Below are 13251 nucleotides of genomic sequence, written 5' to 3' on the forward strand. Positions count from 1 at the left end.
TTGCTGAGAATCGGCAGCCCGACAAGAATGTGCCCAGCGCCCCGTGAGTGCGGTTGCATGAGCCGTGGGCACGAGGCTGCGGGAGGAGCATTGGCCGGATTCAGCAAGCACCGGTGGCCGGCCGACGGTCCGGAACGCGCGCTGCTGGAGTGCCTGGACGAGTTGCACCGCGCGCACGGCCAGCCGTCCATGGCCCGCATCGGCAAGGCGGTCGGCCTGGCCGCGGGCACCGTGTCGGCTTTCTTCACCGGCGCCCGCCCGATCGGGCCGGAACGGCTCGCGGCCGTCGTCGGCTACCTGGGCGGCGATCCGGCGCATGCGGAGCGGCTGCGGCGTGCGGCGGCGACCGTCCGCAACGACCGGCGCGCCGGTCTGCCGGCCCCGGCCGCGCCGCCAGGGCCGCGGCCCTCCCCCGGCTGGACGGCCGCGTCCGCCGACGACGGTACGACGCGACTGGACGTCATCCTGTTCGACACCGCGGCGAACCGGCTGAACCGGCCGGAGCTGATGGTGGGGCGCCAGCACCTCATCACCACGGTGACCGCCTGGCTCGACACCGGCGCCCGGGTCCTGCTGCACGGGCTGGGTGGCGCCGGAAAGACCGCGATCGCGGCGACGATCGCCGACCGGTACGTCGACGCGGGCCGCGGCCCGTACGTGTGGATGCGACTCGGCAACGCCGACGCCGACGTGGTGCTGGACCGGCTGGCCAGTTGCCTGGAGGCGGCGCTGGGCGCCGGTGCGGAGCCGGTGCCGCCGGGCGGCGACGTCCGTCTGCTCTCGATCGGGCGGCACCTGTCCGAAGCCGCGGTCCGCCTGTGCGTCCTCGACGACGTGGGGAACGCGGCGGCCCTGCACACGATCCTGCGGGCGATGCCGGCCGGGGTCGCGGTCCTGGTCACGTCCCGGCTGAAGCTGGGCGTCGATCACCAGGTGGAGGTGGACGGGCTGGACCCGGCCGAGGCGGTCCGGCTGCTCGCCCACCACGCGCACGACGACGGATATGCGACCCGTCCCGACGCCGCGGCGCTCTGCGGCGACCTGCGCAATCACCCGTACCTGATCGAGATCGCGGGGCACCGCCTGCGCCAGTACGGCCTGACGCCGGGCGAGTTGCGCCGCGACGTCGACGGGTCCCCGCACGACCTGGAGATGCCCGCCGGGTTCGCCGCACCGGGGCGCGAGAGCGGCCGGCGGCTGCTGGACACGACGATCGGCGCGCTGCCGCACGCCGACGGCCGGGCGGCGCTCGCCGCGGTCGGTGCGTTGTTCAGCGGCACGGTCACGCCCGAGTTGCTGGCCTGCTGCCTGGGTGCCGGACTCGGCCGGGCGCGCGCCGCCCTCAACGCGCTGGTCGACGTGAGCTTCGCGAAACGCTCCGCCGGTGTGTACGTCATCCACGACCTGACCGTGAGCTACGCCCGTACGGTGCTGCGCCCCGCCGGGGACGGCACCGGGTCGGCGATCCGCGCGGTGCGCGACTTCGTGTCGGCGTACGCCGCGGACCACGAGGTGATCGCCCGCGACCTCGACAACGTGGTGGCGGCCGCCGACCGGGCCCGGCACGACGCGGTCGAGGATTTCGTCGCGATCGTGCGCACGCTCGCCGCGTCCGGTTATCTCGACACCCACGGGCACACGCTGGCGCTGCTGCGGCTGCTCGACACGGCCCTCGAGGTGCTGCGGGACTCCCCGGACGGCGAGGCGCTGCACCTGTTGCTGAGCAAGCGCGGTAACGCCAGCTTCAACCAGGGCGACTTCGCCGAGGCGGTCGGGTTCTACCGGCAGGCTCTGCCGCTGGCGCCGACCGCCCAACGCCGGGTGATCATGCTGAGTGTGATCGCCAAGGCGCTGGCCGAGGCCGGTCGCCACGGGCCGGCGGAGGAGACGTTCGACCAGGCGTACGCGCTGGCCGCGGCGGAGGCGGACGACGTCGGCACGATGCGGACGCTGGAGGCGCACAGCGTCGCCGCGTTCCGCCGCCGCGATTTCGCCCGTGTCCGGGATCTGACCGAGCGGGGTGTGCAGCTCAGCCGCGCGCTCGGCGACCGTGCGGCCGAGGCCATCTTCCTCAACAACCTCGGCTCGGCCACCTTCGAGCTGGGTGTCGAGACCGCGATCCGCTATCACCAGGAGGCGATGGCGATCGCCGTGGACACCAGCAACGAGCACATCCTGGCCCTCACCCACAGGTGCATCGGCGCCGATTTCCACGCGCAGGAGCGGTTCGACGAGGCCCAGCGGAACTTCGGCGAAGCGCTGCGCCTCTACGGGCGGCTCGGGCAGGCCCAGCGGGAGGCGACGGTCCGCCGGCTCATGCGCCGGTTCGGCTATCTGACGCAGCCGGACTGACGGCAGCTGTCCGGCCCGGCCGACGGCGAAACGGAAGCAGCGCCGGCATTGTTTCGGAAGCAGTGATCGCCGTGTGCTTGATCGGTCCGCCCCGGGCGTTGTTCCACGGCTCGTGAGGAGAGGCCATGAGATCAGGCAGCCGCATCCGCAGGAAGAAGGCCATGGCGTTCGGCGCCATGGCGCTGGTGACCATCTTGGTGTCCGCGTCCTGGTCGAGCGCCGGCGCGGCGCAACCCGCACAACCGAGCCAGCGGGACTGGCAGAACACGATCGCCCAGACCCCCCGGCCGGCGCGCGGGTGTTTCACCGCCCAGTTTCCGCGGACGAGCTGGCGGGCGGTGCGGTGCGCGAGCGCACCGGATATTCCGCAGCCGCCCCACCGCGGGCCGCGACCCCTGGTGGTCGGCAACGGCAGCGACATCGCGGCGCAGGTGCCGACCGGGTTCATCTCCACCGCGATCGGCTCGTTCGACAGTGTCGTCAACGTGACCAGCGAAAGCGGGCCGATCGGCAACTCCGGGCCGTCCATCGCCAACGCGTACACACTGCAGCTCAACACGAACTTCTTCGCCAGCACGGCCTGCGCCGGTTCGCCGAACCCGGGATGCCAGGGCTGGCAGCAGTTCGTGTACGCCAACGACGGCTCGTCCGGAGCGGCGTTCATCCAGTACTGGCTGCTGCAGTACAACGCGCCGTGCCCGGCCGGGGTCGGCTGGCACACGTTCTCGTTCGCGGGTGACACGGACGTCTACTGCTGGAAGAACAACACCGGCGGGGCGGTCGGGGTGCCCAACCAGCCGATCACCAACCTGGGCGCGCTGAGCCTGTCCGGTCAGGTCAGTGCGAGCAGCGACAGCGTCACGCTGTTCGACGGGAGCACCGCGTACACCCGGGTCGGCGACAACGCGGTCAACGCGGCGGCCGGCTGGAACACCGCGGAGTTCAACGTGTTCGGCAACGGCGGCAACAGCTCCGGCGGCGGCACGGCCACGTTCAACACCGGCGCGGCCCTGACCGTACGGACCAGAACCATCTACGGTGGCCGGGCCGCCCCGCTGTGCGTGGCCACCGGTTTCACCGCGGAGATGAACAACCTGAGCTTCGGCACCCCGGCTCCCGCCATGACCCCGCCCGGCCCGGCCGTACGGTTCATCGAGGACACCGTCGGCGGCGCCGCCACGAACTGCGCGGCCGCGACGACCATCGGCGACGTCCACGCGCACACCGTGGCCGGCCTGTCGTACGACTTCCAGGCGGTCGGCGACTTCGAGCTGGCGCAGGTGGGCAAGGACTTCGAGGTGCAGGCGCGGCACGTGTCCGGCGCGCCGACCTGGCCGGACGCGTCGGTCAACCAGGCGGTCGCCACCCGGATGGGCGGCACCACGGTGGCCGTGTGCGGCGGGCCCCGGCTCGTGATCGACGGGCGCAACGTCCAGCTCGGCGAGGGTAAGCCGCTGTCCCTGCCGTCCGGGGTCGACGTGACGCTCGCGGGCGGGGCGTACGTGGTGACCGACCCGAGCGGCAACAGCATCCGGGTGACACCGCACCGCGCCCCCGACTACATGGACGTGGCGGTCGGTGTGGGCACGTGGCCGACGCGGGTGCGCGGTCTGCTCGGCAACCCGGACAACGACGTCCACCTGCTCGAAGCCAGTGACGGACAGATCTTCGAGGTCCCGCTGTCCTTCGAGGACCTGTACCACCGCTACGGCGACAGCTGGCGCGTCAGCCCTGCCGATTCGCTGCTCGCGCCGTGCGGCAAGGAGGCCGAGGAGAGCAACCCGGGGAAGCCGTTCTTCGCCCGCGACCTCGAACCGAAGATCCGCGAACGGGGAATGTCGATCTGCCGCCAGGCCGAGGTCCGGGATCCCTGGATCGACGCCTGCACGCTCGACGTCGCGGTGCTCGGTGAGAAGGCGGCCGCCGTGTACGTCGGCAAGCCGCCGCCGGTCCTCGACGGTAACCCGTAGGACCGTACGCAATCTGGCCGGCCGCTTGCGGCCGGCCAGATCCGCGCCCGGGTTCGGGGGTGGGCTCAGACCGGGTCGCGGTCGCGGTACGCGCGGGGACGCCGCTCGGGCGGGGTGCCCGCGACGACCCGGTTGCGTCCGGTGCGCTTGGCGGCGTACAGGTTGCGGTCCGCGGCGGACAGCGCCGCGGACTGGCTGCGCGGCGTGCTCTCGTTCGCCGCGGCCACCCCGATGCTGATCGTCACCGGCAGGTCCCCGGTGATGTCGTGCCAGCCGAAGCCGCCGACGGCCTCCCGGATCCCGTCGAGCGCCGTGACCGCGGCGGACACCTGGGTGGCGGGCAGGACGAGGACGAACTCCTCGCCGCCCAGACGGGCCACGAACCCGTCCGGGGCGGTCGCGGCGAGCCCGGTCTCCAGCAGCTTGGCGATCTGCACCAGCACCTGGTCGCCGGTGTCGTGCGACAACGTGTCGTTGATCCGCTTGAAGTGGTCGACGTCGGCGATCGCGACGACCAGATCCGGATCGTTCGTGATCAGGGGCGGCAGTTCCTCGTCGGTGTAGCGGCGGTTGCGCAGGCCGGTCAGCGGGTCACGCCGGGCCTGCTCCCGGAACCGCTCCGCCTCCTCACGGGCCTCCGCGGTCTCGAACATCACCTGCCGGGTCTGCGCCTGCGCTTCCCGCTCCCGCGAGCGCAGGTTCTCGCGGGCCGCGAAGAACACCTTCTGCTCGGCGAACGCCGCCAGATAGTCGCCGCGGGCGGCGTACAGCTCGGCCTGCTCCTGGTGCACCCGGACCATGACCTCGTGCAGTTCCCGCTGGGTGCACAGCGCGCGCGAGGAGTCCAGGGCCTGCTGAACCCGGTCCAGCTCCCCCTGCCCGCGCAGGGCCCGGGCCAGGGTCAGCAGGTACTCGGCCATGTCGTCGGCGTCGTCGCTGTACCCGGCGTGGTAGCGCGCGATGCACAACCGCATGGTCTGCTCGGCCTCGGCGTACTGGCCGTTCTCGATCTGGATCCCGCCGATGGTGTCCAGGGCGGTCGGGTCGAGCTCGAAGCCACGCGCCGTCGCATGCGCCATGAGCCGCGCGGCGACCTGCTCGGCGCGGGGGAACTCACCGGCGGTGTATTCGATGTAGGCCCAGTTGTTCAGTACGACCGTGAGCAGCTCCCACTGCTCCAGCTCCTGGGCCAGCTTTTCGGCCTGCCGGAACCGGGGGCGGGCCGCGTCGACCGTCCCGTTGAGGGCCAGCGCCTCGGCGAGCCTGAGCCGGTGCGCCACCTGCATGTACGCGCTGGCGGTCTCGTCGAGCAGCTCGACCGCGCTCAGCGAGTGTTCCAGCAGCTTCGCCGAGTCACCGGCCAGCCGCTGCACGTTGCCGCATGCCATGTGGGTGCGCGCCTGCAGCCGGCGGTCCCCGTGGACGACCGCCCACTCGTGGATGGCGTGGATCTGCCGTGCGGCCGTACCGATGTCACCGGTGCGCAGCAGCATGCCTGCGGCGCACAGGCGGGCGCGGACGAGCAGGCCCTCGTCGCCGAGCGCAGCGGCGTGCCGTTCGAGGTCGACCGCGGCGGCGTGGCACGCCTCGATGTTGAGGACGATCTGGTCCTCCAGCGCCACGAGCGCAGCCGCCAGCTCGGCGGCGCTCATCACATGGCCGTCCACCAGTCCACCCCCCGCCGTTTACGGTCCGATCGGCCCGCTCCGTACGCGGCTGAAGCAATTCCGAGGGCACGTGCCGCGGCACACGTCCCCGGCGGCGACGACGGTGGCATGCTCGCCACATGGGCACCGATGCTGCACAAACCGGGCATCTCACCGCGGCCGCGCTCGCCGTCCTCCCGGCGCTGGAACGCTGGCTGGAGTTCACCGACGTCGCCGCGCCCGCCCGCCGCCGGGACGCCTGGCGGGCGGCGCTCGACGTCGATCTGCCGGAGAAGGGCGCCGGGGCGGATGCGACCCTCGCCGAGCTGGCCGACCAGGTTGTCGCGAACGGGCTGCCGATCGGCGCGCCCCGGTTCACCGGCTTCATCACCACCGGCCCGCCGACCGTCCCGGCCGTGGCGCAGTTCGCGGCCGCACTGGCCAGCCCGCAGCGGTACGCGGTGAGCGCGTTCAACCTGCTGGAAGACGTCTCGCTGCGCTGGCTGGCCCAGCTGTGCGGGCTCGACGACCAGGTCGCCGGGGTGTACAGCAGCGGCGGGTCGGTGGCCAACCTCCTGGCGCTCGGGGCGGCCCGGCAGTACGCCTTCGAGCGGCACGGCATCGACGTCGGCCGGGACGGCCTGCCGCCCGGCATGCCCGCCCGGATCTACGCCAGCGCCGAGGCGCACCACACGGTCCAGCGGTCCGCCGCCGTGCTGGGGCTCGGCCGCGACGGGGTCCGGTCCGTGCCGGTCGACGCGCACCAGCGGATCCGTACGGATGTGCTCACCGCGATGATCGAGGCGGATGTGGCCGGCGGGGCGGTGCCGGTGGCGGTGGTCGGGGTGGCCGGCACCACGAACACCGGGGCGATCGACCCGCTCGATACGCTCGCCGACATCGCCGCACGCCACGACACCTGGCTGCACGTCGACGGGGCGTACGGCCTGCCCGCGGCCGGGCTCGGCGAGATGGCGGCACGCTTCGACGGGATGCGCCGCGCCCAGTCGTGGATCGTCGACCCGCACAAGTGGCTGGCCACCGGCGTCGGCTGCGCCGCGACGTACGTGCGGGACCCGCTCCTGCTGCACCGGTGCTTCACGCAGACCCCGGCGGCGTACCTGGCGATGCCCGGCCGGGGCCCGGCGGCCTCGCCGTTCGAGGAGTTCGGCGTGCACTACGACGACATGGGCGTGGAGCTGTCCGCTCCCCCGCGGGGCGTACTGGTCTGGGCGGTGCTGCGGGAGATCGGCCGCGAGGGCCTGCACGACCGGGTCCGGCGGCACATCGGATACGCCCGCCGCCTCACCGAGCTGGCCCACCGCCATCCCCGGCTGGAGGCGCTGACCGAGCCGGAACTGTCGGTGGCGTGCGTACGGTATCGACCGGCCCGCCCGGTCCCGGACCCGGAACTGGACCGCCTCAACGAGGAGCTGCTGCGCCGCCTGTGGCGCACCACCGGCCACCTGCCGACGAGCACCGTGGTGGACGGGCGGTTCGCGATCCGGCCGTGTTTCATCGGCGTGCGGCACAGCGAGGCCGACGTGGACGGTCTGGCCGAGCGCATCGTGGAGGTGGGCGACGCCGTGGCCGCGGGGTGACGGCTACTGCGCCCGGAATTCGGCGAGCCACGCCGCCGCGCGGCGGGCCGAGGCCCGCGACAGCCACGCGTCCGCGACGACCTCGGCCAGTTCCTGCCGGGTCAGCTCACCGATGCGCCCGGCACGGATCAGTACGGACCGATGGCCGTCGAAGTGGCTGGTGGTGAAGAACGGCGAGACCGGGTCCTGAATCAGTGCCTGCTTGTCCGCCTCGGACTCGACCCAGAAGACGATCACGTCCGGGTAGCGTTCCCCGGTGTCCGGGTCGACCGCGTCCGGCCGCGGATTGCGGAAGAAGATGAACGACTTGCCGCCGACCTGATAGACCGGATTGCCGGTGCTCCCGTCCACGACGGTGACGTACGGCATGGCCAGGGCGAGCTCGTGCACGTCGTCGACCCGGGCGGGCCGGTCGTCCGGGCCGGTCACGTGCAGTCCTCCTGCACGTCGGTGAGCAACTCCTCCGGCGCCCGCATCCGCCACGCGTCGGTCACCAGCTCGCGCAGGCGGGCGGCGCTCACCCGGCCCAGGCGCAGCATGACCAGGGGCAGGCCGTCGTAGCCCGGGGTGGTGAAGAAGCGGTCCGGTTCGCCCAGCAGCAGCGCCTGCTTTTCGGCCTCGTCGCCCACGAACAGCACCGCGATGTCGGTGCGCAACACGCGGGGCCGGCCCGGCCGGCGCTCGGGGTACGACCAGACGAATCCCTTGTTGCCGACCCGGAAGTCGAAGCCGTCACTGTCGATCTCCACGACGTGCGGCAGGGCCAGTGCCAGGCGGCGGACGTCGTCGGCGTCAGCCACCGCTCCGCCTCCCGGTCCGTGCCTCGCGCATGGTGCCGAGGGTACGCGTGGGCGCGGCGGCCGGAGACGCCGCCGCACCCGTGCCCGTCCGGGCGCGCCTGGCGGGCTACTTCGCCCAGGGCGGGGTGCCGATCGAGGTGCCGTCGGCGGCCCGGGCGTCGAACCCGGCGCGGATCGCCACATACACCCGGGCCGGTTCGTCGCCCGGGTTGCAGATCTGGATCGGGGTGCCTGCCGGTACTACGGCCGCGTCCCCGGGGCCGAGGGTTTCGGCGTCCGGCCCAAGCTGGACGGCGCCGGAAAGGACCATGAAGACCTCGTCCTGGTCGAGCGTGTGCGACTCGGGTGACCGCAGGCCCGATGCCACGGTGATGAGCCAGGTGCAGATGTCGGCCGAGCCGCGGCTCGGCGCCGCCAGCGCGGTGAACTCGACCCCGGGCACCTCGAACCGCTGGGCCTGGGCGGCACGGATGATGTGCATGATTCCTCCATCAGACAAGCCAGCTTGTCCAAGCTGACTTGTCTATCATGAGGTCATGGCGACTCCGGCGCAACCCGACTTCGGCATCCTGCTCGCGCTCGCGTACCAGAAATTCGTCCGTGACCTGCGCGGCCATCTGGCGGAACAGGGCTTCGACGATCTCGGGCGCTCCGACGGGTTCGTATTCCGGGCACTGGGCACCCACCCGATGAGCATCAGCGAGCTCGCCGGCCGGCTGGAGGTGACCAAGCAGGCCGCCGCGCAGATCGTCGACGACATGCAGCGTCGCGGATACGTCCGCCGTACCCCGGACCCGAATGACCGCCGCGCCCAGCGCCTGGAGCTGACCGACCGCGGCACGACGGCGCTCGCCACGGCGCGCCGCTTCCACCAGCGCTACGAGCGGCGCCTCACCCGCGACCACGGGGCACCGGCGATGGATGCATTGCGCGGTGTCCTCGACGCGATCGCCGGCGGCCCGGACGAGACCGTCGATCCGCACCTGCGCGCGATGTACCTGTAGCTCCGGAGCGGACCCAAAGCCCACCCAAAGATCAACTGAGCGGTGCTGCGTCCCGAGAATCAGTCCTGGTCGGACGACCCCTCGATCCGTCGTTTCCGGCCCTCGGTGGAGGCGGCGGCATCCCGCGGGTGGATCGCGATGAGCAGCTCGAACGAGGGTGCGCCCGGGACACTGGCGGCGCGAAATCGCTCCACCAGATCAAGCAGCGCGGCGCGGAACTCCCCGGCCCGATCCGGCGCCATCCGTGCGGTGGTGTAGCTGACCACGACCCGCTGGGAATCCGGCGCCTGGCGGTCCATCACCGCGGCGCCGGAGCGCAGGCCGGCCTGGATGTTCGTGTGTACCTCGTCGAAGAGCGTGGTCACCAGCTGGCCCATGTCGGCCGCCGGGACTCCGGGGTCGGGCGTGGAGCCGGACTCGGCGGCGACCGGACGGCCGCCGCGCTGGAACGTGATGCTCTTCTGCGCCGCCCCGTAGTGCTTCTCGATGATGCCGTTCACCACCTGGGTGGCGCGCACCTCCAGCAGGCCGCGCTGCTCCAGCAGCCCGAGGTGGTAGTAGATCTTCTTCGGGGGCATGTCGATGGCCCCGGCGAGCTCCTTGGCCGTCCAGGCGCGGGCGTAGTCGTCCATCATCAGCTCGACGATGGCCAGCCGGGCAGGATCGGCGAGTGCCTTGAGCGTCTCGACGTCCTGGACCATCCGAGCTGGGGCCATGCGCTGCGCATCCCTTTCGACCTGGAACTTCCACAGTGATATTACGTCGCCCTGCTGACCTACGATGCCGGACGCAAGTCTGACACTTGACTCTGTTACATCGTCTGGGAAACTTTGGACGTCGGTCGGGCCATCCGCACCGACCTATATTCAGGGGTGACACATGGTCTTCGATTCCTTCCTTCTCATGCACGCGGCCCAGGTCGCCGAGCAGGCCGTGACCCACCTCGCCACGACGGCGAGCACCCTGCACCACGACGCCCACGTCTTCCTCGAGGAGATCTCCAAGGTCCAGCTCAACCCGGATCTCATCCGTCTGGGCGGCGGCGTCGACGGCGGCTGCCACGCGGACCTGCTCTGAGCCTCGTGCCGCTGCGACCCAGCCGGTACGCCGTCGTCGGGCGCACCGAGTTCCGTCACCCGTCCGGCCGTGTCGTGCGGCCCGTGCTGCACACCGCGACCGGACGGGTCTTCCTGGCCGATCCGGCCACCGCCGCCCGCCTGGACACCTCGCAGCCGCCGGTCCAGGCGGGGCCGGACGGCACGATCGCCGAGCAGGTCGACCCGGTCCGCGAGCAGCAACTCGCCGCCGTGGGCCTGCTGGTGGACGCGGACCGGGACGAGGCGGCCGAGACGCTGGCGGCCAGCCGCGCCGCGGCCCGCGACCACCGGGTCCGCAACACCATCGTGATGCCCAGCGCCTACTGCAACATGGGGTGCGGGTACTGCGGTCAGCAACACGAACGCCGCACGGTGTCCGGGGTGCACCGCGCGGCCCTGGCGGCCCGGATCGACCGCGCCGCCCACTCCGGGCGGTACGACGCCCTCAACGTGCGCTGGTTCGGCGGTGAGCCGCTGATGGCGTTCGCCGTCCTGCGTGACCTGTCGCGCAGCTTCGTGGCCAGCGCGGACGCGGCCGGTGTCCGGTATGCGGCCAAGCTGGTGACCAACGGCGTGCTGCTGGACGCGCGCAAGCTGCATACGCTGCATCAGCAGTGCCGGGTGGGCCTGATCGAGATCACCCTGGACGGACCGGCCGAGGCGCACGACGCGAGCCGGCCACTCAAGCGTGGCGGCGGTTCCTTTCATCGCATCCTCGCGACGGTCGCGGCGGCGCTCGCCGACAGCGAGCTCGTCGACCTACGGTTCATCGTCCGGACCAATGTGGGCCTCCACAATGCCGGGCTGGCCGAGCCGTTCGCCGCCGAGCTGGCCGCCGCGGGCCTGGCCCACGACCGCGTGGCGTGCTATCCCGCGCCGGTGCATTCGTGGGGCAACGACGTCTCCGCCGTGGCCGTGGCGCGCCGGGAGATGGCGGCGGCCGAGCTGGCCTGGTTCCGCGCGTACCGGCGGCACGGGCTGCGGTTCTCGCTGTTGCCGTCCGGGCCGCGACAGGTGGTCTGTGCCGCCACGACCCGGCACAGCGAGGTGGTCGGCGCGGACGGGCGGGTCTACAGCTGCACCGAGCAGCCACTGGTGCCCGGCCACACCGGGCAGGACCTGGGTTCGATCTCCACACTGGACGCGGATGCACTGCGCCCGGTCGGCGCGTTCGACGACTGGTACGACACGGTGGCGGCGGGTGAGACCCCGTGCCGCGGGTGCGCGATCCTGCCGGTCTGCGGCGGCGCCTGCCCGAAACTGTGGCGCGAGGGCGCGCCACCCTGTCCCCCGCTGCGCGACAACGTCCGCGAGCGCCTGGACCTGTACGCCGCCGACGCCGGTTGTGTCCCGTTGCATGAGGCTCATCCGGCGGCCGGAGCCCAGCCCGACTGATCCGCGGGGCACAGCAGGCCACGCACGAGATGCGGGACGCGCAGCTCCGTGGCGCTCGCCCCGTGCACCACCAGCAGCAGGCCGTGTCCGATGAGGACGTCGAGGTCGTCGAGCAGTTCCTCCGGCGAGCGGCGCAGCACGGCGGCCGCGTCCGTCACGGTCCACGGCCGGGGGCGCCGGGCCAGCGCCGCCAGCAGCGCCCGGTGCCCGGGCTGCAGGGCGTCGAGTCCCGCGCGGAGCAGGCCGCCGAGGGTGCCGGGGGCTTCGCCGGCGCGGGCCGGCAGCGTCAGGTCGAGCAGATCCGCGGTCGGCAGGTCGGCAAGCTGGCGCAGCGCGAGCACCCGGCCCCGGCCGGCCACGATCTCCAGGGCCAGGGGCAGGCCGTCCAGCCGGCGGCAGATCTCGGCGGCGGCGCCCGCGTCTGCCCGGGTGAGCACGAACCCGGGCCGGACCTCGGCGAGCCGGTCGACCAGCAGCCGCACCGACGGCACGTCCGTGAGGTCGTCGAGGGCCGACCCCGTCGGCCAGCCCGGCGGGGGCGTCGGCAGCGGTGCGACGACGGTGGCGGGTACGCCGGCCAGGCGTACCGGTGTCCGCGCGGTGCCGACCACCCGCAGCCCGGGACAGTACGCGAGCAGGTCCTCGACCGCGCGGGAGGTCTGCGCCCGGGCGACCCCGTCGACGACCAGCACGGCCTCGTGGCGGCCCAGAAGCTGGCGGATCGGAGCGACATCCGGATTATCGGCCTCGACCAGCGCGCGCAGCGACCGGGCCAGCGGACCGGCGGTGCCGGCGTCGGCGGCCCGCGGGTCCCGGCCGGCCCAGAGCACCGGCCACCCGTGCCGGGCGCTCAGCCGGGCCGCGATGTCGGCGGCCAGCCGGGTCTTGCCCACCCCGGCGAGGCCGGACAACGCGACCGTGCGCCGGCGTCCCGACGCCAGGACATCCACCAGAGCGCCGAGCTCGACGTCACGGCCGAGCAGCGCGTCGACCGGCCGGGGCGCCGCCATGACCGCGCCGTCGTCGAACGGGCTGGTGCGCCGTCGGCTCAGGCTGGCCCGGACGAACAGCTCGCGCATCATGCCGTGCAGCCGCAGACCGTCCGCGAGCAGGTGGATGGTCTGGGTCCGGGCGTTGGCACGACCGGCCTCCAGGTCGCGGATCGCCCGCGGGCTGACCGTGGAGAGGTCGGCGAGGGCCCGCTGGGTCAGGCCGGCCCGGATGCGGTGGTGTCGCAACAATTCCGGGAACGGGCGGTCCGCCTCGCCACCGCCCGGCCGCGCCCCGGCGGCCGGGCGCCCCAGCGCCGCGGACAACGCCAGCGCGGTCAACGCGGATCCCGTTCGCGTCGGCTCTGTCGGCTCATGCCCGCCCCCGTCAACATCG

Annotated in this window: 12 protein-coding genes; 6 read left to right on the forward strand and 6 right to left on the reverse strand. The window is 72.8% G+C overall.

Translation table 11 applies throughout. The features are described 5' to 3' along the window. Positions 1–90: 90 nt before the first annotated feature. Both ACMCNK_RS12665 and ACMCNK_RS12670 read left to right on the forward strand, forming a co-directional pair. On the forward strand, positions 91–2352 hold the full coding sequence (locus ACMCNK_RS12665) for a hypothetical protein (protein ID WP_412736599.1): 2262 nt from the start codon (positions 91–93) through the stop codon (positions 2350–2352). Positions 2353–2477: 125 nt separating this feature from the next. Beyond that, entirely contained in the window at positions 2478–4322 is a 1845-nt protein-coding gene (locus ACMCNK_RS12670) for a hypothetical protein (protein WP_412736600.1), read from the forward strand. A gap of 65 nt (positions 4323–4387) precedes the next feature. Here ACMCNK_RS12670 and ACMCNK_RS12675 read toward each other — a convergent pair whose 3' ends face one another. Continuing rightward, positions 4388–5989: a diguanylate cyclase gene (locus tag ACMCNK_RS12675; protein ID WP_412736601.1), complete on the reverse strand. Its 1602-nt coding sequence runs from the start codon at positions 5987–5989 to the stop codon at positions 4388–4390. Positions 5990–6108: 119 nt separating this feature from the next. Here ACMCNK_RS12675 and ACMCNK_RS12680 point away from each other — a divergent pair, with 119 nt between their 5' ends. Further along, a complete protein-coding gene (locus ACMCNK_RS12680) occupies positions 6109–7569 on the forward strand; it encodes a pyridoxal phosphate-dependent decarboxylase family protein (RefSeq protein WP_412736602.1) in 1461 nt (486 codons plus the stop codon). Positions 7570–7572: 3 nt separating this feature from the next. On the opposite strand, the gene ACMCNK_RS12685 is transcribed toward ACMCNK_RS12680, so the two are convergent. The 3 genes from ACMCNK_RS12685 to ACMCNK_RS12695 form a co-directional block, all read right to left on the reverse strand. Continuing rightward, complete coding sequence (locus ACMCNK_RS12685; protein WP_412736603.1) at positions 7573–7998, reverse strand: hypothetical protein; 426 nt, start codon at positions 7996–7998, stop codon at positions 7573–7575. Beyond that, on the reverse strand, positions 7995–8369 hold the full coding sequence (locus tag ACMCNK_RS12690) for an MmcQ/YjbR family DNA-binding protein (protein ID WP_412736604.1): 375 nt from the start codon (positions 8367–8369) through the stop codon (positions 7995–7997). The genes ACMCNK_RS12685 and ACMCNK_RS12690 overlap by 4 nt, the downstream gene beginning before the upstream one ends. Before the next feature lie 106 nt (positions 8370–8475). Next, positions 8476–8850: a cupin domain-containing protein gene (locus tag ACMCNK_RS12695; RefSeq protein ID WP_412736605.1), complete on the reverse strand. Its 375-nt coding sequence runs from the start codon at positions 8848–8850 to the stop codon at positions 8476–8478. Between the two features lie 55 nt (positions 8851–8905). On the opposite strand from ACMCNK_RS12695, the gene ACMCNK_RS12700 reads away from it, so the two are divergent. Next, a complete protein-coding gene (locus ACMCNK_RS12700; protein WP_412736606.1) occupies positions 8906–9373 on the forward strand; it encodes a MarR family winged helix-turn-helix transcriptional regulator in 468 nt (155 codons plus the stop codon). Positions 9374–9432: 59 nt separating this feature from the next. Here ACMCNK_RS12700 and ACMCNK_RS12705 read toward each other — a convergent pair whose 3' ends face one another. After that, positions 9433–10089 (reverse strand): helix-turn-helix domain-containing protein, encoded by a 657-nt coding sequence (locus ACMCNK_RS12705; protein ID WP_412736607.1) that lies wholly within the window; start codon positions 10087–10089, stop codon positions 9433–9435. Between the two features lie 163 nt (positions 10090–10252). Between ACMCNK_RS12705 and ACMCNK_RS12710 the strand changes: the two genes are divergently transcribed. After that, the gene (locus ACMCNK_RS12710) at positions 10253–10450 is read left to right on the forward strand and encodes a hypothetical protein (protein WP_412736608.1); all 198 of its coding nucleotides are present in this window, start codon (positions 10253–10255) and stop codon (positions 10448–10450) included. A 5-nt stretch (positions 10451–10455) separates the two neighbouring features. Then, a complete protein-coding gene (locus ACMCNK_RS12715) occupies positions 10456–11865 on the forward strand; it encodes a radical SAM protein (protein WP_412736609.1) in 1410 nt (469 codons plus the stop codon). Here ACMCNK_RS12715 and ACMCNK_RS12720 read toward each other — a convergent pair. Then, positions 11835–13196: a helix-turn-helix domain-containing protein gene (locus tag ACMCNK_RS12720; RefSeq protein ID WP_412736610.1), complete on the reverse strand. Its 1362-nt coding sequence runs from the start codon at positions 13194–13196 to the stop codon at positions 11835–11837. The two genes, ACMCNK_RS12715 and ACMCNK_RS12720, sit on opposite strands and share 31 nt — an antisense overlap. Positions 13197–13251: the final 55 nt, after the last annotated feature.

Origin of the sequence: Krasilnikovia sp. MM14-A1259, assembly GCF_047159535.1 — a bacterium.
Lineage (GTDB): Bacteria > Actinomycetota > Actinomycetes > Mycobacteriales > Micromonosporaceae > Actinoplanes.